Here is a 24,849-nt window from a genome sequence, read left to right as displayed (position 1 = left end):
TTCTTTTTTTATTTTTAGTATTGTCGCCGCGAAGTTTTTTATCCTAGCATTATTTCCCGAGCAGCATTTTGTTTTCACTACTAGTGTAGACGAAAAAAAGAGATTAATACGAGTAAGATCAAACCAAAAAAGCCCCGTTCTTTAAAGAGCGAGGCTTTTTATACTGAAGATCCTTTTTTATGAATTTTCTCCAAAAATTAGTATTTAAAAGTATTCATCAGCGAAGGGAATCGATAATTGATTTCCTCCCTGAGCTCTTGATCAACCCTTTCAAAGTACAGCTGCGCAGCCTTTTTCGTTTTTTCCAGAAGAGGGCCATCCTGGAAAATATCGACAACCCGGAAGTCAGATAAACCATGCTGTCTCGTTCCCATCAATTCACCGGGCCCCCTTAAATACAGGTCTCTTTCGGCAACCTGAAATCCATTCTGGCATTTTAAAAGAGCCTTGATCCGTTCCCTGGCCTCCTGCGTCTGGGGATTGCCGATCAGGATGCAAAAACCTGGTGCGCCCCCTCTCCCGACGCGCCCGCGCAGCTGGTGAAGCTGAGCCAGCCCAAACCTTTCGGCTCCTTCGATAATAATGAGAGAGGCGTTCGGCACATCAATTCCAACCTCGATCACCGAAGTAGCCACCAGGAGCTGAATTTCCCCTTTCCGAAAGGCCTCCATGACCCTTTCCTTTTCCCTGATGGCAAGCTTTCCGTGCAAGAGGCCGACGCGGTATTCCGAAAACTCCCCTGCCAGCTCTGCAGCCCGTTTTACGGCGGCATCCACATCTATTTTTTCCGATTCTTCAATGAGGGGGCAAATCACGTAGGCCTGGCGGCCTGCTTTTAACTCTTTTTTGAGAAACTGGTATGCCTTTTCCCTGTCGCGGACAGGGAGATAATAGGTTTTTACTCCCTTCCTCCCCGGTGGAAACTCATCAATCACCGACAGATCAAGATCGCCGTAAACGGTGAGGGCAAGACTCCGGGGAATTGGGGTTGCGGTCATCACCAGAACATCTGCATCAGGAGATTTTGCCAGCAGGAGATCGCGCTGCTGGACTCCGAAACGGTGCTGCTCATCGATGACAATGAGCCCGAGGTTGTTGAAAACAACCTGTTCTTCAAGGAGTGCATGGGTGCCCACCAGGATCTCAAGCTGCCCCTCCCTCAGCCGGCTCAAACATTCCTCCCGCTCCCGCCTGGAAAGGGAACCGGTTAAAATTGCGACGCGAACCCCCAGCGGTGCTGCATACCTTCGCAGTGCGAGGTAATGCTGTTCGGCCAGAACCTCGGTAGGCGCCATCAGAGCGCCCTGGCAGCCTGCAGCAACAACCGTAAATAGTGCATACAAGGCCACAACAGTTTTCCCGCACCCAACGTCACCCTGAAGGAGGCGGTACATCCTCCGCTCGCTTGTCAAATCGTTTTTGATTTCCTCAAGCACCCGGAGCTGGGCAGGCGTCAGGGAAAAGGGCAGCGATCTAAGAAAATTTTCGGGCAAATCGGACTTCGGAAGATGCCTTCTCCCCCTGCTCTGGATTTTCTTTTGAATTGTCGACAAACCGATTTGAAACAAAAAAAGTTCCTCAAAAACCAGACGCTCGCGCGCTTTTTTGAGGGCCTCAAAATCGCGGGGAAAGTGGATTTGAAAGAGGGCTTCGGCAAGCGGAAGCAGGCCCAGCCTCTCCTTCAGTTCAAGGGGAAGAAGATCCTTTGCCCATCCTGCGTACGCCTTCAGGCACCGGTACATGAAGCGCCTTAAAGAGCGCTGGCTTAATTCTTCGGTTGCCCCGTAGACGGGAACAATGCGACCAACGTGGACGGGTGTGCTGCTGCTCCCGACTTCGTAATCTATCGCCGCAATTTCAAAGGCAAAAAGGCTGCGTTCGGCTTTCCCTGTTACCGTAAGGGGCAAACCCTTCCGAAATAATTTTTTTAAAAAGGGCTGATTAAACCAGACGGCTACCGCGCTGCCGGATGCATCTTTTATCTCCACCCGCAAAATGGAAAACCCGCGCCTTGAAGAGGTTTCTTCAACACCGCAGATAACTCCCTTTACCGTCCCCACTTCGCCCGGTTTTAAAGCGGCGATTGCCGGAAGCAGGCGCCTGTCCTCATAGCGCCGCGGGAGGTAGTAAAGCAGATCAAACAGGGAGTAAATTCCCAGCTTGTTGAAAAGCCTGGCGCGGCTCTCTCCCACCTGGGGCAGTTCTGTAATCTTGATCATGCCGAGTTCCCGCGCGGTCAACGATCTGGTTTTCATTCTGGTCCTGGCGTCTACCCCGGTTTCATCAAGTCTTCCTTCCTTTCTATTCAATGCCAATCAAAAAGTAATAAACCGGCTGCCCTCCGTAGTGAAGCTCAACTTCCTGCTCCGGGTAACGCGCCCGAACCTGCCCGGCAATTTTTTCCGCCTCTTCGCCGGCAACATCTTTTCCGGCATAGAGGGTAATCAGCCCGTCCCCTTCGGCCAGCATCCTGTCTATCAATTCGAGAACAACCTGGTCTAAAGAAGAACCGGCTGCAACAATTTCCCTTCCATGAAGACCAATTAAATCTCCTTCCTTAATAAAGATGCCTTTTGAAGCGGCGTCCCGAACTGCGTATGTGACTTCCCCGACCTTCACCTGAGCCAAATGCCGGGTCATTTTGTCCCTGTTCTCTTGAAGTGAAGACGAAGGGTTAAAACTCAGGAGGGCGGCGATTCCCGCAGGGACACTGTGGGAGGGTATAACCTCTACGGCCCGGTTTACAAGCTGCTTTGCCTGCTCTGCAGCCAGTATTAAATTTTTGTTATTGGGAAGAACCAGCACCTGCGGAGCCGGCACCTGTTCAATCGCATTCACGAACTCTTCGACGGGCGGATTCATCGTCTGGCCGCCCTCGATGATCTGGTCGACTCCCAAGTTAAAAAAGATCTTTTTGATTCCTTCCCCGGACGCCACCGCAACAATCCCTATCTGTGCCGGGTTCGGCGCCGGATCCCCGGCGCCGGCTCCCGGCGGCTGCTCCTCCTCGCCTTCCCGCATACTCTCCTCCCACTGGTCTCTCATATTGCTGATCTGAATATTGTGAAGTGTACCGAATTGGAGGCAGTGCTCCAGGACTTTGCCCGGATGGTTTGTGTGGATGTGAATCCTGGTTAAATCACCGCCGCCTCCGATCAGGAGACTCTCCCCTAATTCCTGGAGACCGGCCTGAAACTGGCTCTTTGGAAACGGCTTCCCGCGCAGCAAAAACTCCACACAGTAGAGGCATGTAAAGTCTCCCTCTCCTGTTGGGAGGGAGGGCTGCTCCAGGCCCAAACTCACCCTGGCTTCCGAAGGAGAAAGTCGTCCATCCAGGAGGCTCTTCAGGCCACCCTCGAGGATGACAAGCAGCCCTTTTCCTCCTGCATCGACAACCCCCGCCTTCTTTAGGACAGGGAGCAGGTCAGGGGTTCGCTGGAGGGCCTCAGAGCCCCTCTGGATTGCCCGGGACAGAATCTCCCCCAAATCCCTTGCCGTTGTCGCGGCTTCGCTGAACCCCCGCGCCACCCCGTGGGCCACGGTCAACATTGTACCTTCTACAGGTTTAATTACGGCCCGGTAAGCTGTTGCGACTGCAGCCTGCCAGGCTTTTGCAAATTCCTGGAACGTGACCCTTTCTTTTCCTTTAACTGCCTCCGCCAGACCGCGGATGAGCTGGGACAGGATGACACCCGAATTTCCGCGCGCACCCATCAGGGAACCCTTTGCCAGGGCCTCACCAACTTTGCCGATGCTTGATGTTTTAACCTTTTGTGCTTCTTTCACCGCGGCAACCAGGGTGAGATACATGTTGCGGCCCGTATCTCCATCGGGAACCGGAAAAACGTTGAGCCGGTCGATCTCCTTCTGTTTTTCTGCAAGAAAAGCGAGGCCTCCCTCGAAAAGCTGTTTTACCTGCTCCCCAGTCACACCCTCCGAAGTCAATCCTTTTCCACCCCACCTTGCTAAAAAACCTTAACACCCACAACATTGACGTTAACCTCGGCGGTCCGGAGACCCGTCATCTTTTCGATTTCATAACGAACCGCCTCCATCACGTTATGGGCAACTTCAGCAATTTTAACGCCGTAGCACATCACAACCCAAAGATCAACCTTGACTTCTTCCCCCTCTATCCGGACCTCTACTCCCTGACCCAGGGAATCCCTTCCCAAGATTTCGGCAACACCCTGCCGCAGTCCCCGGGGGGCCATTCCCACGATCCCATAGCAGCGGACGGCTGCGGCGCCGGCAATGGTAGCCAGAGCCTCCCGCGCGATCTCAATGCTGCCGTAACCGGTCCTCTGGTTCCCGCTCATTTTTCAGCCTCCTTAAGGCTCTTCTCCAGCCACACAAACCTTATTTTTCGCTCTTGTTGTGATTTTTCCTTCCGAAAATTATATCCTGTTTTTTAAAAACCGGTCAAACAAAGGAGATGACAAGGCGGCTTGAGAGCCTGCCGAAGGCCGCGCGAGTTTTTTGCCGTTTTTCTTGCCAGGGGATCTTCTATTTGCTAGAATAGGGCTTGTGAGAAAGGAGGGTGTTCAAATGGCAAAATGTGCCCTTTGCGGAAAAGGGGTAAAGGTTGGAATGCAGGTCAGCCATTCCCACATCCGCACCAAAAGAACCTGGTCTCCGAACCTGCAATCCATCCGGACGGTCGTCAACGGAAGGCCTGTTCGTCTTAAAGTTTGCACGCGCTGTCTTAAAGCAGGCAAGGTAAAACGCGCTCTGTAGCTTTAAAAGAAAACCTCGTTCAGGGTTTGGCCGGTTTCTGCATCAATCAGCCGGACGCTTCTTTCATCAACCAGAGCAGCCGTGGGTCTTGCCGGGGTGCCCTTTGGGAGAGAAGGAGAGCCGGGATTGAGAAAAACGACTCCCCTCTCCTTTGAAATTTCGGGAAGGTGAGTATGTCCGGAAATCAGCAGCCGAACCCGGTAGCGCTCTGCCTGCGCCTGCAATTCCTGGAACGGGGCCTGATGCCCGTGAGTTACCAGAAGGCGCAGGCTTTCTACCTGCAAAAAGGCGTAAGGGGCCTGAAGCGGCCACTCGATTAAAAGCTGATCGATCTCTGCGTCGCAGTTTCCCCGCGCAATGATCACCGGCACCGGGGCCTTATTGATCAAAGCCGCCAGCCTTTGGGGATCGTATCCCTCCGGCAGGGGATTGCGGGGGCCGTGGTAAAGAACATCTCCTGCGTGGATGATCAGTTCCACTTCCTTGAAAACAGCACTCATTGCCTTTTCCCACGCGGCAGCAGAACCGTGAGTGTCGCTGATTATCCCGAGGCGCATAAACACTCTCCTTTATACCTGAAATCCTGCATCCCGCTGCAATTCCCGGAAGAGGTTGACCATTTCCAGGGCCGTCAGGGCCGCCTCCGAGCCCTTGTTCCCCGCCTTTGTCCCCGCCCGTTCGATCGCCTGCTCCAGGGTGTCGGCGGTAATCAAACCGTAGACAACAGGAACCCCCGTCTCCAGCCCAACCTGTGCAATTCCCTTGGTGACCTCGCCGGCAATATAATCGAAGTGGGGTGTCGCCCCTCTGATTACAGCACCCAGGCAGATCACTCCATCGTAGCCGCGCGCCGCCATTTTTTTTGCTGCAAGGGGTATTTCGAAGGCGCCGGGAACCCATGCCACCTCAAGATCCTGGTCGCCCACCCCGTGCCTCCGGAGGGTGTCAAGGGCACCGCTCAGGAGACGGCTTGTAATGAAGTCGTTAAACCTGGCCACAACGATTCCGAAGCGCAGTCCCTGGCCTAGAAGCTTCCCTTCGAAAATTTTCACCATCGGCTTCTTCTCCTCCCTCTACTTTTTCAGGGCCAGAAGGTGCCCCAATTTTTCTTTTTTCGTCTTTAAATAGCGGTGATTCTCCGCAATGGGAGGGATTTCAATGGGGACCCTTTCCACAATCTCCAGTCCGTACCCCTCCAGACCCGCGATTTTCCGGGGGTTGTTCGTGAGCAACCGGATCTTCTTTAAACCCAAATCCACAAGAATTTGAGCTCCTATCCCGTAATCGCGCAAATCCGGGGGAAAGCCGAGCAGCTCGTTGGCTTCAACGGTATCGCACCCCTGATCTTGAAGTTTATAAGCTTTGATTTTATTGAGAAGCCCGATTCCCCTCCCCTCCTGCCTCATATACAACAGGACGCCGGTTCCTTCCCGCGCAATCATCTTGAGGGCCTGGGCAAGCTGCTCACCGCAATCGCAGCGGAGGGATCCGAAAACATCCCCGGTCAAGCATTCCGAGTGAACACGGGTAAGAACCGGATTCTGAGGCTGAATCTCACCCTTTACCAGGGCAAGGTGGCAGTTGTGGTCCAGAATGCTCTCATACGCAACGGCCTTAAACTCTCCGTACCTGGTGGGAAGGAGTGTGGCAGCAACCTTCCTGATCAGTTTCTCCGTCCGGCGCCGGTATTCGATGAGATCGGCAATGGTAATAATCTTCAAGCCGTGTTTTTGAGCAAACTTGAGCAGCTCCGGCACGCGCGCCATTGTTCCGTCGTCATTCATAATTTCGCAGATAACACCGGCAGGATAAAGACCGGCCAGGCGCGCCAGGTCCACGGCTGCCTCCGTATGGCCGGCCCTTCTCAAGACGCCGCCTTCCTTTGCCCGCAGAGGAAAAACATGCCCGGGCCGCCGCAGGTCCTGTGGTTTGGTTTTGGGATCAAGAATGGTGCGAATGGTGAAGGCGCGCTCAAAAGCAGAAATCCCTGTGGTAACGGTGGCCGCGTCTACGGAAACCGTGAAAGCCGTTTCTAAACTTTCCGTATTCTGGGCAACCATTGGCTGAATCTCCAACTCATCCAGGCGCTCACCGATAACCGGCATGCAGATGAGTCCTTTCCCGTAGGTAGCCATGAAGTTAATGGCTTCCGGGGTGACCTTCTCTGCGGCAATGACAAGATCCCCCTCGTTTTCCCGGTCCTCATCGTCCACGACAATAACCATCCGGCCTGCTTTAATCTCTTCAATGGCCTCCTCGATGCTGTGAAACTGTCCGCAGTGCTCCATGTCTGCTCCTCCCCAATCTCTCAATCAAATAAACCCGTGTTCGGCTAGAAATTCCGGAGTTATTCTCTCGCTTTGTCCAATCCCTCGCCTCATGAGCAAGTAGCTGATATATTTTCCCATGATATCCGCCTCAATGTTGAGGAGATCGCCCACCCGTTTGCTTCCCAATGTGGTTTTTTCCCTGGTATGGGGAATCAAGCTGACCATAAAGGCGCCCGGTTTTAAATCTGCGACAGTGAGGCTTACTCCGTCCAGGGCTACAGAACCCTGGGGCACCAGAAAACTTTCCACCTCCGGTGGGGCCTTGATCCACAATTCAACAGCAATACCCCGCGGCCGGGAACTCAAGATCGCTCCGGTCGCATCTACGTGTCCCGTTACAAAGTGGCCGCCCAACCTCCCCCCTATCTTCAGGGCCCGCTCCAGGTTAACGACAGCACCCGGCGCCAAGAGCCCGATGTTTGTCTTTTCAAGGGTTTCCGCCATCACATCTACCGTGAAAGCACAGGAATCGAAGCCGGTTACCGTAAGACAGACGCCGTTTACGGCGATGCTGTCCCCTTCTTCCAGGCCCTCAAGCACCCTGCGGGCCTCTATGGTCAAAAAGCCCGAGGGCCCGCCTTTCACAAAACTCCGGACGAGTCCCTTCTCTTCCACAAGGCCCGTAAACAACCGCTTTCACTCCCTTACGCGCGCCGCGCCGGGTATCCGGTGATCATTAAATCATCGCCCGCTTTGGTGCAGACCAGTTCGGAAATCAAAAAGGCGTCCTTCAAGCTTTCAAAACCGGGGCCCCCAAAGGGCCCCGGGGCGCGGCTTCCTCCGATGATTTTCGGGGCAAGAAAGAAAATAAATTTATCGATAATTCCTGCTGCAAGGGCGCCCGCGTTTAAGGTTCCCCCTCCCTCGAGGAGAACACTTAAAACCTCCCTTTTGCCGAGTTCCACCATCAGCGACCGGAGGTTAACCCGGCCCTCCTGCTCCGGCAGCTCCCAAACTTCCACACCGGAAGCGGCCAATAATGTTTTCTTTTCCGCCTGAAATTTTCCTTTCACGGCAGCAACTACTGTCGGCACTTCCTGCGCGGTCTGGACAAGGCGGGCCTCAAGGGGAATTCGCAATCTGCTGTCCACAACGACGCGCAGGGGTTGTTTATCTTCGCCCGGCAGCCTCACGGTAAGCAGGGGATCATCGGAAAGCACGGTCCCGATGCCCACCATGACGGCATCATTTTCCGCCCGCAGGCGGTGGACGCAGGCCCGCGCTTCTTTTCCCGTAATCCACCGAGAATCCCCGGTGCAGGTGGCAATTTTTCCATCAAGGCTCATCGCCACCTTCAGGGTAACAAAAGGCTCCTTTGAAACGATGTATTTAAAAAAGGCCTCGTTCAGGCGGCGCGCCTCCTCTTCCAGAAGGCCCACCCGAACGTCAATGCCCGCTTCCCGCAAAGCCTGGATTCCTTTTCCGGCCACCAGCGGGTTGGGATCTGGAGTGGCCACATAAACCTGTTTGATCCCGGCGCGGATGATGGCCTCGGTGCAGGGAGGGGTCCGTCCATAGTGGCAACAGGGTTCCAGAGAAACGTAAAGGGTTGCACCCTCTGCCTTTTCACCCGCCTGCTGCAGGGCAAGAACCTCTGCGTGGGAGGTGCCGGCTTTCCGGTGGTATCCCTCTCCCACGATCAACCCGTTCTTAACCACGACTGCTCCCACAAGCGGATTGGGGCTCGTTTTCCCCCGGGCTAAAGCGGCCAGCTCCAATGCCCGCGCCATAAAGAAGGATTCTCTTTCCACCAGATCTTCCTCCAGATTTTAGCGGATCATAAAAAATCCCGCAGCCGAAGGCCCGGGATTGAAACACAAAGCACCAACTGCACAGAAGAACTTCCCTCTCCCCTCCAGACTTTCACTGTCGGCTCCGGATTCTCACCGGATCAATCCAGCACTCACAAACGGGAGTGCCGGACTCGCGGGCTTAACCTCACTGCAAGGCATCACCGCCGGTGCGGAATTCCACCTGCCCCCGAAGGAGCCTTCAGGCCCTGACTTATCTGGTTTTTTCAATTCTCTTGTGATTTTACACCCTTCTCTTGAACAGGTCAACCTTTTTTCAAAAAAGTTTTTACTTTCCGGCGCAGCAGCGGAGGAAGGCCACAATTGAGCGGTCATAGGTGCGCTCAACTTCCGGTGGGAAAAAGCAGCCAGGCAGCTCGCCGCGCTTTCTGTGGTAAGCAACGCACTCGCAGCAGATCCCTTTTTTCTCGCAGTGTTGATAGGTGCAGGAGCAATTCTCAAGATTCTTTTCCCTCTGGCACTCCACAAGAATCCACCTCCTAAAATAAACCTTTAAAAAATTTATCTAAAGCAAAAATTTCTCAGGGGATTTACATGGTGCTTGGGAGGTTTCTTCTAAGCAACCGCCGGCAGGTGGTTAAACCTCCGAATCCTGGAAATTTCCCCACCAGCTTTCGCGGAAGGCCCCTTCCGCCTGGCTCCGGTACTCCTGGAGGGCCTTTCCCGGGTCTTCTTCGTTAAACAGGGCAGAGCCGATCACGAGGTGATCTGCCCCGGCAGCAACAACCCCTGCCAGGGTTGCACGGTTGATCCCGCCGTCAACCTGAATCTCCACCGGGAGCCGGGCGCGTAAAATTCTCTTTCTTAATTTTTTAATCTTCCGGAGCATCTGGGGGATAAACTCCTGGCCTCCCCACCCCGGATTCACGGTCATTAGCAAAACCAGATCGACCTCTTCCAGAACAAATTCCAGGGCATGAAGAGGAGTGGCGGGATTTAAGGCAACTCCTGCCTTCAAACCCAGTCCTTTGATGGCCTTAACCACGCGGTGGAGGTGAGGGGAAGACTCGGCATGAACGGTTAAACTGTTTCCCCCTGCCCCGGCAAAAGCCTCCAGGAAACGTTCGGGCTCCTGCACCATCAGGTGAATATCAAAGGGAAGTCTGGTAATCTTGCGGAGGGAGGCCACGACCGGAGGGCCAAAGGTAAGATTCGGAACAAAGCGCCCATCCATAATGTCAAGATGCAGGGAGTCAGCCCCGCCTTCTTCAAGGCGGCGGATCTGAACTGCAAGATTGCCAAAATCGGCTGTCAAAATAGAGGGGGCAAGCTGGATCTTCATTCGTAAATCCGCTCCCTGGCAAGAACTTCAAAAAGCATACTCAGATAGTTTCGATAGCGGGTGGGGTTGATCCTCCCTTCCTGAAAAGCAGCCCTCACCGCACAACCGGGTTCCTGCATATGCAAGCAATCGTGAAACCGGCAGCCCTTAGACAGCTCGTGAATTTCCGGAAAATAATAACCGAGCTCCGTTCTTTCCAGGCGGGGCAAATCCAGGTTGCTAAAACCGGGGGTGTCGGCAATTAAGCCTCCTGCAAGGGGCAGAAGCTCCACATATCTGGTGGTATGCCTTCCCCTCTTCAGCTTCCTGCTGACCTCCCCTGTTTTCAAAGAGAGGCCGGGCTCCAGAGCATTGAGGAGCGTTGACTTGCCGGCACCCGAGGGCCCGGCTAAAACAGAAAGCCTGCCTTTGATCAGGTCACGCAAATTTTCGACCCCCCTGCCCTGGAGTGCGGAGACAAGAATTGCCACATAACCTATCCCCCGGTAGAGGGAGGCCAGGCCGGCCGCAAACTCTCCGTCAACAAGATCCAGCTTGTTGAAGCAGATGACGGCGTCGATCCCTTCAACACCGCACAAGACGAGAAGGCGATCCAGTAGTTTCAAGTCCGGTTCGGGCTGCGCCAGGGAAAAAACCAAAATTGCCTGATCCACGTTTGCGACGGCCGGACGGCGGAGGGTGTTCTTGCGTGGGAGGATGGCCTCGATGACCCCCATTCCCTCCTCCACAGGCGAAAACAGCACGCGGTCGCCCGGGAGCAAGAACTGTTCTTTAAACTGGAGGCGGCCCCGCCCCCGGCACCGCCAGATCTTCTGGTCTGATTGAACGAAATAGAAGCCTCCATAGCCCTTAACGATCAATCCTTCGTGCATGAATGCCTCCTCTTAACCCCGCCTATTCTATGGAGTATTTTTCAAAAAACTGGCCCTGGAAATAAATCTGGATTTCTCCGGCGCCGAAAACCAGGAATTCTTTTTTAATCTTCTCTCCTGCCTGGTGGAACTGCTGGTAAACAACCCGCGTGCCCCGGGCATCCTGGACAACAACCTTAACCTCTCCCGAATCGCGTACCTTCAGTTCCAGAGGAACCAGACGCTGCTGGGGCCCGGGGCCCTTGCTGCGGATTACGTTTACAACATCGCCGGGGCGAACCGGTGTGCCCTGGCTGATGCTTTGACCAAAAATGATTCCCTCCGGATAGTCAAGACTGGCCTCGTCCCTGATTTCACCCAATCCCAGCCCCACGCTGTCCAGGACCTCCCGCGCCTGTTCCACCGTAAGGCCGATCAGGGAGGGCATGACAAGATCTCCCGGAGGGGGCCCCTTGCTCACCCGAAGAGTAACTTCGCTCCCCTCCGTTACCCGACGGTCTCCGGCAGGCACCTGCCCTGCTATCGCCTGGGGGGGAACGTCCTGGTCGTAAACTTCTTCCACTTTGACCTGAAAACCGGCGTTTGTTAAGTAGGCTTTTGCTTCCCTCAACGGGTAGCCCGTGACATCAGGCAGCCAGACAAGGCGCGGCCCTTTGCTCACCCACAGCTCGACAACACGCCCCTTTTTCACAGGCGTTCCTGCCAGCGGGCTCTGGCGCAAGACAATTCCGGCAGGGACCTGGGGATCATAGATTTCGTGGGCCCTGGGATCCAGCCCCAAGGCTTTTATTTTAGCCTCCGCATCGGCAAGGGGAATTTGGGTTACCGGGGGAACAGTGACATCCCTGACGAAAAACCATTTCGATGCCGCCCAAACACTTCCCGCAGTGATCAGGACCAAGAGGGCAAACAGCGCCAGCCAGGCAGCAGGGCGAAAGCGCCGCTGCGGGGAGCCCTCTGGTGCGCCGGAAGTCAGGTGCGCCAATTCTCCATTGTTATTCTCATCCTCAATATCTTCGCGCGGGGCGAACTCCTCTGCCAGCGCCCTCTGCATCTCTCTTGCAGAAGCAAAACGCTGCCGCGGGTCTTTTGCCATTGCCTTAAAAATAATTTTTTCCAGCCACCGGGGGACCGCGGGGTTCTCTTTGCTGGGAGCGGGGGGTAATTCCTGCAAATGCTTCAGGGCAACTGAAATCGGGTTGTCACCGCGAAAGGGTACATGCCCTGTAACCACTTCGTAGAGCACAACGCCCAGGGAGTAGAGATCAGATTTCGGGCCCACTTCTTCACCCCGGGCCTGCTCTGGCGAAAAGTAGTGTACCGAACCCATCACCGAGCCGGACTGGGTGGCGCTGGGCAGGGAAAGCACCCTTGCCAACCCAAAGTCCGTTACCTTTACCCGCCCTGCAGGCGTCACCAGAATATTGTGGGGCTTAATGTCCCGGTGGATAATTCCTTTTTCGTGGGCATGGGCCAGGGCCGCGCAAACCTGGGCGCCGAGATTAGCTGCTTCCGCCGGGGGGAGCGGCCCTTCCCTTTCAATAATCTCTTTTAAATTGGACCCCTCAACATACTCCATAACAAGGTAGGGAATACCCGCTTCCTCGCCGATATCGTAGATGCTCACAACGTTCGGGTGAGAGAGGCTTGCTACAGTCTGGGCCTCCCGCCGGAAACGCTGTACGAATTCCTTGTCTTCTGCCAGCTCGGCCCGCAGGATTTTTACGGTGACGATCCTGTTCAGGATCCTGCACCTTGCCTGATAAACATGGGCCATGCCTCCGGAGCCGAGTTTTGCCACGATTTCGTATCTATTGCCCAAAATTTTTCCCACCATTGAGTCAAACCCCCTCAGAACAAGGCAAGCTTCATCAATTCCCGGGCTATGGGTGCTGCCACCCTGCCTCCCTGCCCTCCGTTTTCGATCAAGACACTGACGGCTACCCGGGGCCGGTCCGCAGGGGCAAAGGCGACAAACCAGGCATGAGGGGAGCCTGCCGGATTTTCTGCGGAGCCGGTTTTGCCCGCCACCTGAATTCCCGGAAGAGACGCAGCCCTTCCCGTACCCCTTGCAACGGCCTCCACCATTGCCTCCCGCACTCTTGCCGCAACCGGAGAAGGTACGGTTCGCCTTAAAACACGGGGCCGGGCCCTCCAGATTACTTCTCCTCCGGGGCTCCGAATTTCGCGCACCAGGTAAGGCTTCATCATCACCCCATCATTGCCAAGGGAACCGGCTACAAGCGCCATAAACAAAGGACTGGCAACGATTTTACCCTGCCCCACCGCCGCCTCGGCGAGGCCGCTTGCGCTCGCAAAGCTTTCCTCCGGCAGAGGAATCGGCTCTGCCGGCAGTTCCAGGGGAACCCCTTTCCCCCAACCGAAATTTCGAAGGCCCTCCGCAAAACGTGCGGCTCCCAGCCGCAGCCCCAAACCACCAAAATAGCTGTTGCAGGAAACCGCCAGGGCGCGGTTTAAATCAACCCATCCGTGCGGGCGGAGATCGCGCAGACGCCCTCCCTGAATCTCCAGTTCCCCCCGGCAAAAAACGGATTCACCGGGGAGTTGTGGAAACTCTTTTACACCAATCGCTGCAGTCACAATTTTTAAAGTCGATCCGGGTGGATACAAACCGGCGGCAGCCCGGTTTAAAAGAGGGTGTCCGGGGTTACTTTTGAGCTTTTCCCAGTTTTCTTCAAGCTCGCGCGGGTTGGGGTCAAAGCCCGGAGTGCTTACCATGGCAAGGATTTCTCCGGTTTGGGGATTTAAAACAACCGCAGCGCCCCGGTGAGGCGCAAGCAGTTGCCAGGCTCTCTCCTGCATTTTATGGCTAATCGTAAGATAGAGATCATTCCCCCGGACCTCCTTTAACCCCCAACGCACCTCCCAGCTTTTAACAATTGATCCCCTCATGCCTAAAAGCTCGTGATCGTAAATCTCCTCCAGCCCTGCTTTACCCAAACGCCGGGATTCGTAACCGACAAGGTGGGCATAAAGGGGTCCGAACCGGTAGCGCCGGAAGAAGCCCTTTCCCAGGCGGAGACTTTCTGCTATTTTTTCGCCCTCCCGGGCGTAGATTCCTCCCCGAACCACGCGCTTTTCCAGAAGCCAGGGCCGGGGGTTTGCGCTGTTTTTACACAAGGCGGGCCCCTTCCAGATCTGGACGTAAACCAGGTAAAGAGAGTAAATTACAAAACACCCGACGATAAAGAGGCTAAACTTTCTGATGGAATCCTGCATGACCTGTTTTCACCCACTCACTCACCTTCAGCAGGGTTCCGGTCAGGAAGCAGTTAGAAACCAGAGAGCTTCCCCCGTAACTGAGAAAGGGTAAAGGGAGCCCCGTTAAAGGAATGAGATTAACCACCCCTCCGAGAATGATCAATGCCTGGAGGGCGAACAGGGAGCTGAACCCGAAGATCAGCAGGCATCCGAACCCTTCAGGCATCCGGAAAGCGATCCGCAGCCCCCGCCAGACGAAGAAAAGATAAAGGGTGATGATGCCCAAAGTTCCCGCGAGACCGAATTCTTCTCCAATTAAAGAAAAAATGAAATCGGTATGAACGGCGGGGATCAATTCAGGGAAGCCGCTCCCCAGACCCCAACCCAAAAGGCCGCCGCTTCCCAGGGCGAAAAGTGATTGGAGGATCTGGTAGCCCCCGCCTCCCGGCGACTGCCAGGGGTTAAGATAAACCGCAATTCTGGTACGCACGTGAGGAAAAAGAAAATAACACAGAAGGGCGCCTCCCAGGAAAAGGAGGATGCCCGTCAACAGATATGAAAAACGCTGCGTGGCAAGATAAACCATCAGCAAAAAGGTGGCAAAAAAAAGGAGGGCCATTCCCAAATCCCGCTGAAAGACGAGAAGCAGGAGGGAAAGGCCGCAGGCGGCCAGCAGGGGGCCCAGATAAGGCCAGTCCGGGACTAAAAAAGGGCCGATTTTCCTCGTCCCCCGCGTTAAAATTTCCCGGTTTTCATCCAGGTATCCTGCTAAAAAAATCACCATAAAGATTTTCACGGCCTCGGAAGGCTGAAAGCGAAAAGAACCCAGGGCAAGCCAGCTTCGGGCTCCCCCTGCCCCGGTTCCCAAGAAAATGGTGAGAAAAAGGAAAACGATCCCCAAGGCCATAAAGAGATATTTATAGTCGGTCAAACGCCTGTAGTTGCGCAAAAATGCCTGAACCAGCCAGATGATGAGCAGGCCCAGCAGGACCCAAATGGACTGCCGCAGTCCGAAAAAGGGGTTGATGCGGTAGAGAAAAATCAGGCCGAGTGAAGCCAGGACCCCAAACAAAGAGAATAAAAAAGGGTCTCCCCTTCTCCGCAGGTGGCAAACAAGGGAACTTGCCCCGAGAAGAAAACCAACAAAGGCAAGGAGCGCAAAATCGTGCAGCCCGATAAACCTCTCTGCATACAGGGCCGCCCCGCCGGCAATCGGAAAGACACCGGGGCAAAAAGACAAAAGATAAGAGGTGAAGCCTTTAACCTGAACATCCCCTGAAGTTAAAGCAAGGGTAACCCGTCCGATTTGCAGCCGGTCCCCCGGCCTGATTCTCGCAGCTGCAAAAAGGGGTTTGTTGTTTAAAAAGGTCCCGTTGGTGCTGCCCAGATCCTCTACGAAGTACTCTCCTCCGGAAAGGTAAATTCTGGCGTGGCGGGAAGAAACGTAATGATCCGGGAGATTAATATCGCAATCCGGACCTCTTCCAATTATTACATCGTTTTTGAGAACCCACCTTGTCCCCGGTGCCACCGCAAGGCACTCTGAAAGAAGAACCGTCAGTGTAGCTGCCGGCCTTCTGGATGCCCGTACCTCCCCTTTCAGATCCTTAACGATTAAAGAAACCACCCAGAAGAAAAAAAGATAGAGCAAGACAAGAACCAGATACTTGAAGGCCAAGGTGAGCCAGACCACTGCTTCAGCCCCCTTCAACCTGCAAGATGTTCTCTCCAATCTGGATTCTATCCCCGATCTTGAGGCACTTCTGTTTAATCGGAATCCCGTTTACCAGCGTGCCGTTCCGGCTCTGGAGATCGGTTAAATAGAGATTGCCGTCGCGCCATTCAAGCAGGGCATGCTCCCGGGAGGTGTTTAAATCCGAAAGCACAATCTGGTTTGTGCTTTTTCGCCCGATTGTGTACCGTTCTTCCCTGCCGAGAGAAAAGACCTTTCCCTGGTCGGGCCCCTGTACCACCTTGAGAAAAAAGCCCTCCCTTTCCTGAAGTCCTTTTTTACTAAAAATCATCGTATGGTCAATCTGGCGAATTTCCTCGCTCCGGGCCGGGCCGGTTACCGGCTCTTCAACTTCAGGCGACTCCCGTTCTTCTCTGGAGGAGGCAAACGAGGATTTTACCCGAATTTCGCCAATTCCCAGCGAGGGATCTTCAAGAAAAGAAACCCGCGGCCTCCCGATTAAGGTAAACCCCTTTTCGGCAGCTTTAACCTGAAGGTATTCTTCAAGTTCTCTGCTGAAGGGCTCCTGGAGAGGAGCGCATTTTTCGTAATCGGCCCTCCCCAGGCTCACGGTAAAAGTATTGGGAGCATAAACCCGGGAAACGCTTACCCGCCGCTGGGCATTCATTTCCCTCACGAGGGCCCGGGCAATCTCTACGGGCTGGATAGGTCGGTTGCCTTTTCTCCGAAAAATGCCTTCCCAGAAGTTGGTTAACCACTTTTCCCATACTTGCAAATCCATCTTCTCACCTGCTCTTCGCTTGTCTTCTTCAGGCACGCCAGAAAAAAACCATCGGTTCCGTGGCGGTGAGGCAAGAGCTGGAGGTGGCCGGCCCGTGCCGAAACTCGATCTTCGTCATATACAAGCGGGAAAGGAAGCCGGGAAACGATCTCTTGAGGTTCAAAATCTGGATGGTCGGTTAAAAAACGCGTTACCACCTCGAGATTCTCTTCGGGCTCGGTTGAACAGGTGCTGTAGACCAGAACCCCGCCCTTTTTTAAGCACTTCCCGGCACCTTCCAGGATCGCCAGTTGCGCCTGGGCGTGATGGACCAGTTCCTCGGGGCAAACGCGCCAGCGCAAGTCGGGGCGCCGCCTGATTACACCAAGGCCGGAGCACGGCGCATCCACCAGCAAGTAATCTGCCCTTCCCCACAACTCTTCAGGAAGAAACCGGGCATCGAGGAGAGAGGTTTCGACGATGGAAATCCCCAGCCTGAGACAGGTTTTCTGGACCAGCCTCAGCCGGTGCTCGTGAATATCCAGCGCCAGAACCCTTCCCTTGTTTTTCATGATCTGGGCAAGGTGACTCGTTTTCCCTCCGGGGCCGCTGCACGCGTCAACAACAAAGGACCCGGGTTGAGGATTCAGGACAAGAGAGGCAAGCATCGAACTTTCATCCTGGACGACAAAAAAACCTTCTCGGAAAGAAGCGCAGTCGGGCAAAAAAGCAAGCCGGGAAACCCTCAATCCCTCCGGGATGAGAGGGCTTGGCCGGGCGGATATCCCTTCCTCTTCTAATATTTTACGCAACTGCTCGGGTGAAGCTTTCAGCGTGTTGCAGCGGAGCACAAGAGGAGGCGGCATGTTGTTTGTCCTGCATAAAGCAATCGTTTCCTCCTCCCCAAAACGCCTTAACCAGCGCTCCACGAGCCAGGCGGGATGGGAGTATTTCACGCTGATATGGAGCACAGGATCTTCCTGCAGCGAAGGGTACTCAATTCTTTCCGGGTGGCGCACGATATTGCGCAGCACTCCATTAACAAACCCCGCCAGACTGTCAAGCCTCCATTTCCTTGCCAGATTCACGGATTCGTTGCAAACAGCGGCGGCCGGAACCCGCTCTAAAAAGAGCAACTGGTAAACGGCGAGCCGCAAAATATTCCGGATCACATAATTCAAGCGCTCAACAGGAACCTTGCTGAATTTGCCGATCACCCAATCAAGGGTGTTCCTCAAACGGAGGGTGCCGTATGCAAGCTCCGTCAGCAAAGCCATCTCTGCAGGGTTGAGGCGGCGGGACCGTGTCAGCTTCTGGAGAGCAAGGTTGGCGTAAGCCCCCTCGCGCTCCACCGCCAAAAGTATCCGAAGCGCCCCATCCCGTGCCGAGGAAAAGTTTTGCAAAAGATCTCCTTGCTTCACCTGTTCAATTCCACCCTAAGGTAATTCTACCCGCTTTCCGGTTCCTGTGACAACCTCTGCTCCCGAGGCTCCCGGGTTTGCAAAAAATAAAGAACCGCGCCTTCCACCTCTTTTAAGTCAACACGGGTGTTGAAGCAGGGGCCGTACGGTCTTTGATTCAAAACGCCGAGCACCGGGAGGGGGCTGGTATCCTGAATCCCGCTCGCAAGATCCCGCTCGCAGGCAATTGCAATGATCGCCTGGGGCCGGTAAAGCTGGATAAAGCGACGGGCCAGGGTTCCCCCTGTTGCAAAAGCAAGCCTGATTCCGTATCGGTCCCGCAAGGAAAGGAGTTCAGACACCTGGCACCTGCCGCACCTTTTGCAGTTGTCAGGGTAAAGCGTAATTTTGTGAGGACACTCGGCATTTTGGAGACAATGAGGAGCAAGGAGGAGGAGCTGGCCTGGCAGAACCCGCTTCCGCCTTGCCCGGACCAGCTGGTTGTTCACTTCCACAAAGGAGGCCTGCACCTTTTCCTGGCCGAAACCCAAAATGCGCCCCAACATCAAAGAGATTGGGAAAAGCAGGGTGAGAGTCACCCGGATTAAATGCTCGAATGAAGGAATCGTCCTTGCGCTCCAAAGCGTCAGGATGATGCCGGCAATTCCAAAGGAAACAATCCCCAGGACTGCTATGATCAAAAGCGCAAGAATCAGCAAAATGATTCGATTCAGGGGCCGTTCCCAGTTGATTGCAAGGTAAACTGTAAAAATCACAAGGAGCAGGATCAGAGCCACCCCGAGGCCAAGCAATCCGATAAAAAGACGCTTCCTGGCGCGCACCGGGAAACCCTACTCTCCCAAAAGGATGCCGGGTTCGATCCTGTAGCCACGCGAAAATTCGGCGCCGCTCATCCGGGGGCGGCCTGCAGGCTGGACCTCTTGAAGCAAAAGCCGGCCCTGGCCCGTTTGAACGGTGAAGCCGAGCTTGGGATCAACAGCCACGACCTGACCCGGGCCGAAATCCCCTGCATCCTGATCGATTACCTGAGCACGCCAGATCTTGAGAATTCTTCCTTTAAAGAAAGTATACGCCCCCGGGCAGGGATTCATACCCCTGATCAGATTGTACAGGTCTTCGGCCTTTTTCTCCCAGGCGATTCTCTCCTCCCAGGGTTGAAGCGGAGGGGCATAGGTTGCCTTGCTGTGGTCCTGGGAGCGGCGGGGGGCGCTCCCCTGATCGATCATGGTCAGGGTTTTAAGCACAAGAGCCGCGCCCTTCTCTGCTAAAAGCTCCGCAAGCTCCCCATAGGTGGCATCATCTTCGATTGCGACCTCCTCCTGGAGAATGATATCTCCAGCATCCATTTCCGGGCTCAGGTACATCGTTGTCACTCCCGTTTTTTTCTCGCCGTTGATGATCGCCCTTTGAATGGGAGCCGCTCCCCGGTAAGCAGGAAGCAGGGAGGGATGGAGGTTAATGCACCCCTTGGGAGGAAGACTGAGGATCTGGGGGGGGAGCAGCTTCCCGTAGGCAACGACAACGGCCACCGCAGGCCGCAAATGCCGAAACGCCGGGAGGCCGAAGAGGTTTTTTGGCGATTCCACCTGAAAAACCGGGACCCCGGAGCCGGCAAGAAAACTTTTGACCGGGGGAGGAGCAACCTTCCGGCCGCGCCCCCGCGGCCGGTCAGGCTGCGTGACAGCTCCGGCCAGCTTCCACTTGCTTTCAAGCAGCAATTTCAAAGTAGGAAGCGCGAATTCCGATGTTCCGAAAAAAAGGATTTCCACGATTCCCCCCTGCCTCCTGGCCTCAGCCCTCTATAAACTTGATTACCTTGTCGATGAAGAGGATTCCGTCCAGATGATCTATCTCATGCTGCAGGGCACGCGCCCCCAAGCCGCTCGCTCTGATCTCAACCTGGTTCCCATCGCGGCCCCATCCCTTTACAACGACCCGGGCGGCGCGTTTAACCTCTCCGGCAACACCGGGAATGCTCAGGCATCCCTCGACTCCGATCTCCTCTCCCTGCCTGGAAACTATTTCTGGATTAATCAACTCCCAGAGCCCTTCCCCTACATCTACTACGATCACCCGCTTGGAAATGCCGATTTGAGGAGCAGCAAGCCCCACTCCCTTCGCCGCATACATGGTTTCGGCCAGGTTGGCGAGCAATTTCCGGATGTTGTTGTTGACCTCCGGGACAGGGCGGGCCTTCTCCCGCAGCACGGGGTCTCCTAATTCTACAATTTTGTAAACGGCCACTTCTCCATTCACTCCCAAAGAAGTCGTCAATTTTTAAAATCCAAATGGATCTACTTCTACATTTATTATAACATTTGTTTTGTCATAATAGCGGTCAAGACAGGCTTTGATCTTGCCATGGCTCCCGCTGCACTTTCCCTTCAACATGATTTGCCACCTGTAGTACCCCCTGGCCTTCAACACCGGTGCCGGGGCGGGCCCCAAAACGGCGACCGGAGCCTCCTGGAGAAGCTCCCGGAACTCCTCAGCAAGGGCAGAAGCTAAAGATTTTACTTCCTGCTCTCGTTCTCCCAGGATCCGAACGCGGATCAGCTCCTCAAAGGGCGGGTAGCCCAGATAGGCCCGGTTTCTTATCTCTTCCCGGTAAAAAGAAAGGTAATCCCTGCGGCAGGCGCTCCAGATGCTGTAGTGGCCGGGATGGTAGGTCTGAATCACAACCTCGCCCGGGATGCGGCCGCGTCCTGCCCTTCCCGCAACCTGAGTGAGGAGCTGAAAGGTGCGTTCGGCAGCGCGGTAATCCGGCAGGTTCAAAGCGAGATCGGCATTCAGAACTCCGACAAGGGTTACTCCGGGGAAGTCGTGCCCTTTTGTCACCATTTGGGTGCCGAGAAGAATATCGATCTCCTTTCTGGCAAAACTGTCCAGAATCCGGGCAAACGCCTCCCTTTTCCGGGTTGCATCCAGATCCAGGCGTTGGATGCGGGCCTCCGGGTAAAGGCGGCGGATAAAATACTCAACCCGCTGCGTTCCGGACCCCAGCAGAGTCAGCTTCTTTGCGCTTCCGCACCAGGGACAGCGCTCGGGAAGCCGGCACCTGGAGTTGCAGTAGTGGCACCGCAGGTCCCCTGTCGTCCGGTGGTAGACGAGAGAAATCGAGCAGTTTTTGCACTTTAAAACGTAACCGCAAACAGGGCAAAAAACAAGGGGGGCAAAACCCCGGCGGTTGAGAAACAATATTACCTGCTCGCGCCGTTCCAGGCGGAGCTGAATCTGTTCTCTCAGGTACCGGCTCAGGAAACCCGCCCCCAGGTCCTGTTCCGTCCGCAGATCGATAACGGAGATGCGGGGGAAAGTCCGCCCCTGAGGCCGCCTGAACATTGTTAATAACCTGTAGCTTCCTTCTCCTGCCCGGTTGTAGCTTTCCAGGGAAGGCGTGGCGCTCCCCAATACAAGCACTGCCTTGTTTAAAAGAGCACGCTGTTCGGCAACATCCCGGGCATGATAATAGGGTTTTTCCTGCTGCTTGTAAGAAGGATCGTGTTCTTCATCGACAACGATCAGGCCAAGATCGGAAAAGGGAGCCAAAACTGCAGAGCGGGGGCCGATGAGAACTCGCAATTCCCCCCGCTTAACACCCTCCCAAATCCGGTATTTCTCGCCCCGGGATAATCTGCTGTGCCAGACTGCCACCCGTTCCCCAAAAACCGCTCGAAACCAGGCTCCTGCCTGGGGGGTGAGGGCAATCTCGGGAACGAGATAGAGGACCTGGCGCCCAAGGGAAATGGCTGCAGCCGCGGCACGGAGATAGACCTCTGTTTTTCCGCTTCCGGTGACCCCGTAAAGAAGAAACCGCCTTGCTTCCCGCGCCCGCAGGGAACTTATAATTTCTTTTAAAGCAACCACCTGCTCCCGCGTTAAAATCACCTTTCCGGGCCGGGGAGGGCTTAAAATTTTCAACGGCACCGGAGACCGGAGCCGGCGCCGGGGCCTTTCCGGAGGAGTCATGATTTTCAGGATTTCGGATAAAGGATGCAGGTAGTGTTCCGCCATCCAGCGCGCGATTGCGATAAGCTCGCGCGTTAAAACGGGTTCCGGACTGGAAACCCCGCTTATCTCCTTGAGAGGGATTCCCGCAGGAGGCGAGCTGTATCCGACAAGCCAACCCTGAACGGTCTGGTAGCCAAAGGGAACGGTCACCCGAACCCCTACCTCCGGCCGCTCCCAGTGCTCGGGTACCCGGTAGTGATAAATTCTGTCAAGCCTGGGATGATTGACGTTGACTACAACCTCAGCACACTCTTCCTCCACTTTAAAAATCCCCCTCGGGAAAATCTTAGCTCCCGTTGCTAACTTATTATAGCAAGAGAGCCCTTCGCTGTATCAGGAAACCAAGAAACAACAGAGAGTGTAACAGGGAACTGATCTCTTGAGTTGGGCTGGTTATCATGGGTTTATGTATCATTTTGGTCTGATGCAATTTTTCAAGCCCAACGGGGCGAGATGAAAATAAGGTTATTTGCAACAGTCTCCTAAAACAGCCCGGGAGGACGGCGGAGATTCCAGCGAAATTCTCCCCGCAAGAGAAGCTCCACGTTTCGTTCCAGCCCGTAATCTCGCGCCAGGCACCGAAGCTCCTCTTTGTCAAGCCTTTTTCTTGACAGCTCCTGAACACGAAGAATGCCCAGCGCGTCGTAGAAACTACGTGGGTCTCCCGCCCGGAGGAGGAGCAGGATAAGGTATTCAGGCCTTACAATATACACTTTCTGATCAAACAACACAACCTGCTCCGCGCACTCAATACAGCTTTCTTCCAAACCAGGACGTGCCCTAAGGAAATCAGCCGCAAAGGGGCGGTATACCCTCAGGACGTCCCCCACTGGATCTCCGGGGTCTGCCCCCCGCAATTCAGCAGACCATCCAAGTCCTTTACACCTCTCGAGGAACTTTTTGAAGTCTTCCCTGGAACAGCCAACAAGAAAATCTACGTCATAAGTGGCGCGAGGCTCTCCGTAAACGGCCACGGCGTAACCGCCAATGAGGCAGTAGGGAAGATTGGCGTTCTCTAAAACCCGGGCCACCTGAATTAAAGGATGCTCTTCCTGCATTTCTTAACCGCCTCCCGCAGGGCGCATACCATATTTTTGGTTTTTTCCAGCCAGAGCACCTTTTCTTCCGGAGTCATTTCTGCAAGTTGTTTCCAGTATCTTTCATCCCGTGTGACCGAACGGTAGGCGCCGACGGGATAACAGCCGTTCTCACGTTTCTTCAATTTTATCCCTCCTTGCTCAGTATACCAGAAAATGTCTACCTGAAAAAGGACTGCAATTATCCTGCTGCCGTCGGTCGAAGGCTTTTGCCCATGTGGTTATAAAGCGTCGCGACAGTCAGGCCCAGCTTTTTTGCTATCTAGACGCGGAAAAACCCGGCGGAAAACCGGGCTTTTCTGCTTCTTAAAGGTGTTTTTAATCCCGCGGCGCCCCGAAAACCCGGCGCACCGACTACTGGCGCCGAACCGAACAGGTGAGTTTTTCTGCCTCTTTTCGGAGGTGCTCCGCACGGTCGACCCTCTCCCAGGGCAGGTCCAGATCGGAACGCCCGAAGTGACCGTAAGCAGAGGTTTGCTTATAAATGGGGCGCCGTAAATCCAGCTCCCGAATGATCGCAGCTGGCCTCAAATTAAAATTGTCCTTAACAAGCTGGCAAATTGCCTCATCAGGAATTACCCCCGTACCAAAGGTATCTACCTGAACCGAGACGGGGCTGGCCACCCCGATCGCATATGCAATCTGAATTTCACAGCGCCGCGCCAGGCCGGCGGCAACGATGTTCTTCGCGATGTGCCTTGCCGCGTAAGAGCCCGACCGGTCCACCTTGGTAGGATCCTTTCCAGAAAAACAGCCCCCGCCGTGTCTCGCCATTCCCCCGTAGGTATCTACTATGATCTTCCGGCCCGTCAAACCGGTGTCTCCCTGAGGGCCGCCGATCACAAAACGCCCGGTAGGGTTGACATAAAACCGGGTATTTTTATCAATATACTCGGGAGGAATGGTGTATTTAATAACCTGCTCAATAATATCATCCCTGATTGTTTTCAGGGGGACATCGGGGCGGTGCTGGGCGGAAACAACCACCGCGTCCACCCGGATCGGCCGGTCGCCTTCGTATTCTACCGTAACCTGAGTTTTCCCATCGGGCCGGAGATACGGGATGATCCGCTTCTTGCGAACCTCGGCAAGGCGGCGTGCCAGTCTGTGCGCAAGATCGATCGGGAGCGGCATCAAATTAGGGCACTCATCTGTGGCGTATCCGAACACCATCCCCTGATCCCCGGCACCCAATTCCTGAGCATCTGCAATTTCCCCCAACTTTACTTCAAGGGCCTGGTCCACACCCAACGCAATATCGGGGGATTGTTCTTCAATCGCCGTAATAACCGCACATGTATCGCAATCAAAACCGTACTTAGCCCTGGTATACCCGATTTCCCTGATCGTCTCCCGGGCTATCCGCGGGATGTCTACGTAGCACTCCGTCGTAATCTGGCCGGCAACAAAAACAAGGCCGGTTGCCACCATCGTTTCACACGCAACCCGAGCCACAGGGTCCTTCTCGACAATGGCATCCAGAATTGCATCAGAGATTTGGTCTGCAATTTTGTCCGGATGCCCCTCGGTAACAGACTCCGAAGTAAAGAAACGCCGCGCCATCCTTCGTTTTCACCCTCTTTCGTAAATGTTGGAATCGTGGCAATCCAAAC

General features: G+C 54.7%; 23 protein-coding genes, 1 pseudogene and 1 riboswitch. Of the genes and pseudogenes, 1 reads left to right on the top strand and 23 read right to left on the bottom strand.

The features are described from left to right. Positions 1–197 precede the first annotated feature (197 nt). From recG to HPY58_09150, 3 genes are read right to left on the bottom strand one after another with little or no spacing between them, the layout of a single operon-like run. On the bottom strand, positions 198–2,255 hold the full coding sequence (gene recG / locus HPY58_09160) for an ATP-dependent DNA helicase RecG (GenBank protein ID NPV29803.1): 2,058 nt from the start codon (positions 2,253–2,255) through the stop codon (positions 198–200). Between the two features lie 46 nt (positions 2,256–2,301). Beyond that, complete coding sequence (locus tag HPY58_09155) at positions 2,302–3,945, bottom strand: DAK2 domain-containing protein (protein NPV29802.1); 1,644 nt, start codon at positions 3,943–3,945, stop codon at positions 2,302–2,304. A 20-nt stretch (positions 3,946–3,965) separates the two neighbouring features. After that, complete coding sequence (locus HPY58_09150; protein NPV29801.1) at positions 3,966–4,319, bottom strand: Asp23/Gls24 family envelope stress response protein; 354 nt, start codon at positions 4,317–4,319, stop codon at positions 3,966–3,968. 229 nt (positions 4,320–4,548) lie between these two features. On the opposite strand from HPY58_09150, the gene HPY58_09145 reads away from it, so the two are divergent. Next, complete coding sequence (locus tag HPY58_09145; GenBank protein ID NPV29800.1) at positions 4,549–4,737, top strand: 50S ribosomal protein L28; 189 nt, start codon at positions 4,549–4,551, stop codon at positions 4,735–4,737. A 2-nt stretch (positions 4,738–4,739) separates the two neighbouring features. Here the strand turns inward: HPY58_09145 and yfcE are convergent, their stop codons facing one another. The 20 genes and pseudogenes from yfcE to HPY58_09045 form a co-directional block, all read right to left on the bottom strand. Next, positions 4,740–5,294: a phosphodiesterase gene (gene yfcE / locus HPY58_09140; protein ID NPV29799.1), complete on the bottom strand. Its 555-nt coding sequence runs from the start codon at positions 5,292–5,294 to the stop codon at positions 4,740–4,742. Positions 5,295–5,306: 12 nt separating this feature from the next. Then, the gene (locus HPY58_09135; GenBank protein ID NPV29798.1) at positions 5,307–5,792 is read right to left on the bottom strand and encodes a 6,7-dimethyl-8-ribityllumazine synthase; all 486 of its coding nucleotides are present in this window, start codon (positions 5,790–5,792) and stop codon (positions 5,307–5,309) included. Between the two features lie 18 nt (positions 5,793–5,810). Further along, positions 5,811–7,025 carry a bifunctional 3,4-dihydroxy-2-butanone-4-phosphate synthase/GTP cyclohydrolase II gene (locus HPY58_09130; protein ID NPV29797.1) on the bottom strand — a complete coding sequence of 405 codons (1,215 nt, stop codon included), beginning with the start codon at positions 7,023–7,025 and terminating at the stop codon, positions 5,811–5,813. A 24-nt stretch (positions 7,026–7,049) separates the two neighbouring features. After that, a complete protein-coding gene (locus HPY58_09125; GenBank protein NPV29796.1) occupies positions 7,050–7,697 on the bottom strand; it encodes a riboflavin synthase in 648 nt (215 codons plus the stop codon). 14 nt (positions 7,698–7,711) lie between these two features. Then, positions 7,712–8,818: a bifunctional diaminohydroxyphosphoribosylaminopyrimidine deaminase/5-amino-6-(5-phosphoribosylamino)uracil reductase RibD gene (gene ribD, locus HPY58_09120; GenBank protein ID NPV29795.1), complete on the bottom strand. Its 1,107-nt coding sequence runs from the start codon at positions 8,816–8,818 to the stop codon at positions 7,712–7,714. An 88-nt stretch (positions 8,819–8,906) separates the two neighbouring features. After that, positions 8,907–9,059, bottom strand: a riboswitch (FMN riboswitch). 87 nt (positions 9,060–9,146) lie between these two features. Beyond that, the gene (locus HPY58_09115) at positions 9,147–9,344 is read right to left on the bottom strand and encodes a hypothetical protein (protein NPV29794.1); all 198 of its coding nucleotides are present in this window, start codon (positions 9,342–9,344) and stop codon (positions 9,147–9,149) included. A gap of 111 nt (positions 9,345–9,455) precedes the next feature. Further along, positions 9,456–10,160, bottom strand: a complete 705-nt coding sequence (locus HPY58_09110; GenBank protein NPV29793.1) for a ribulose-phosphate 3-epimerase — start codon at positions 10,158–10,160, stop codon at positions 9,456–9,458. After that, positions 10,157–11,032 carry a ribosome small subunit-dependent GTPase A gene (rsgA, locus tag HPY58_09105; GenBank protein NPV29792.1) on the bottom strand — a complete coding sequence of 292 codons (876 nt, stop codon included), beginning with the start codon at positions 11,030–11,032 and terminating at the stop codon, positions 10,157–10,159. The genes HPY58_09110 and rsgA overlap by 4 nt, the downstream gene beginning before the upstream one ends. Positions 11,033–11,054: 22 nt before the next feature. Beyond that, complete coding sequence (pknB, locus tag HPY58_09100) at positions 11,055–12,869, bottom strand: Stk1 family PASTA domain-containing Ser/Thr kinase (protein NPV29791.1); 1,815 nt, start codon at positions 12,867–12,869, stop codon at positions 11,055–11,057. A 14-nt stretch (positions 12,870–12,883) separates the two neighbouring features. Further along, positions 12,884–14,272, bottom strand: coding sequence for a hypothetical protein (locus HPY58_09095; protein NPV29790.1), 1,389 nt, complete (start codon positions 14,270–14,272; stop codon positions 12,884–12,886). A 1,339-nt stretch (positions 14,273–15,611) separates the two neighbouring features. Then, positions 15,612–15,998, bottom strand: a pseudogene (locus tag HPY58_09090) (FHA domain-containing protein). Beyond that, positions 15,952–16,728: a DUF3662 and FHA domain-containing protein gene (locus HPY58_09085; protein NPV29789.1), complete on the bottom strand. Its 777-nt coding sequence runs from the start codon at positions 16,726–16,728 to the stop codon at positions 15,952–15,954. The pseudogene HPY58_09090 and the gene HPY58_09085 overlap by 47 nt, the downstream one beginning before the upstream one ends. After that, entirely contained in the window at positions 16,698–18,110 is a 1,413-nt protein-coding gene (rsmB, locus tag HPY58_09080) for a 16S rRNA (cytosine(967)-C(5))-methyltransferase RsmB (protein ID NPV29788.1), read from the bottom strand. Before rsmB ends, HPY58_09085 begins: the two co-directional genes overlap by 31 nt. Before the next feature lie 44 nt (positions 18,111–18,154). After that, positions 18,155–18,949 carry a DUF116 domain-containing protein gene (locus tag HPY58_09075; GenBank protein ID NPV29787.1) on the bottom strand — a complete coding sequence of 265 codons (795 nt, stop codon included), beginning with the start codon at positions 18,947–18,949 and terminating at the stop codon, positions 18,155–18,157. Positions 18,950–18,958: 9 nt separating this feature from the next. After that, positions 18,959–19,897, bottom strand: coding sequence for a methionyl-tRNA formyltransferase (locus HPY58_09070; protein NPV29786.1), 939 nt, complete (start codon positions 19,895–19,897; stop codon positions 18,959–18,961). Between the two features lie 22 nt (positions 19,898–19,919). Beyond that, positions 19,920–20,372 carry a peptide deformylase gene (gene def, locus HPY58_09065; protein ID NPV29785.1) on the bottom strand — a complete coding sequence of 151 codons (453 nt, stop codon included), beginning with the start codon at positions 20,370–20,372 and terminating at the stop codon, positions 19,920–19,922. A 33-nt stretch (positions 20,373–20,405) separates the two neighbouring features. Then, the gene (gene priA, locus HPY58_09060) at positions 20,406–22,400 is read right to left on the bottom strand and encodes a primosomal protein N' (GenBank protein ID NPV29784.1); all 1,995 of its coding nucleotides are present in this window, start codon (positions 22,398–22,400) and stop codon (positions 20,406–20,408) included. A 221-nt stretch (positions 22,401–22,621) separates the two neighbouring features. Further along, complete coding sequence (locus HPY58_09055; GenBank protein ID NPV29783.1) at positions 22,622–23,197, bottom strand: hypothetical protein; 576 nt, start codon at positions 23,195–23,197, stop codon at positions 22,622–22,624. After that, a complete protein-coding gene (locus HPY58_09050; GenBank protein ID NPV29782.1) occupies positions 23,176–23,361 on the bottom strand; it encodes a hypothetical protein in 186 nt (61 codons plus the stop codon). Before HPY58_09050 ends, HPY58_09055 begins: the two co-directional genes overlap by 22 nt. Before the next feature lie 229 nt (positions 23,362–23,590). After that, a complete protein-coding gene (locus HPY58_09045; protein ID NPV29781.1) occupies positions 23,591–24,799 on the bottom strand; it encodes a methionine adenosyltransferase in 1,209 nt (402 codons plus the stop codon). Positions 24,800–24,849 lie beyond the last annotated feature (50 nt).

The organism is Bacillota bacterium (assembly GCA_013177945.1).
GTDB lineage: Bacteria > Bacillota > DSM-12270 > Thermacetogeniales > Thermacetogeniaceae > Ch130.
Note: the sequence above shows the minus strand (reverse complement) of the source record. Positions and strands in the feature narration are given on the sequence as shown.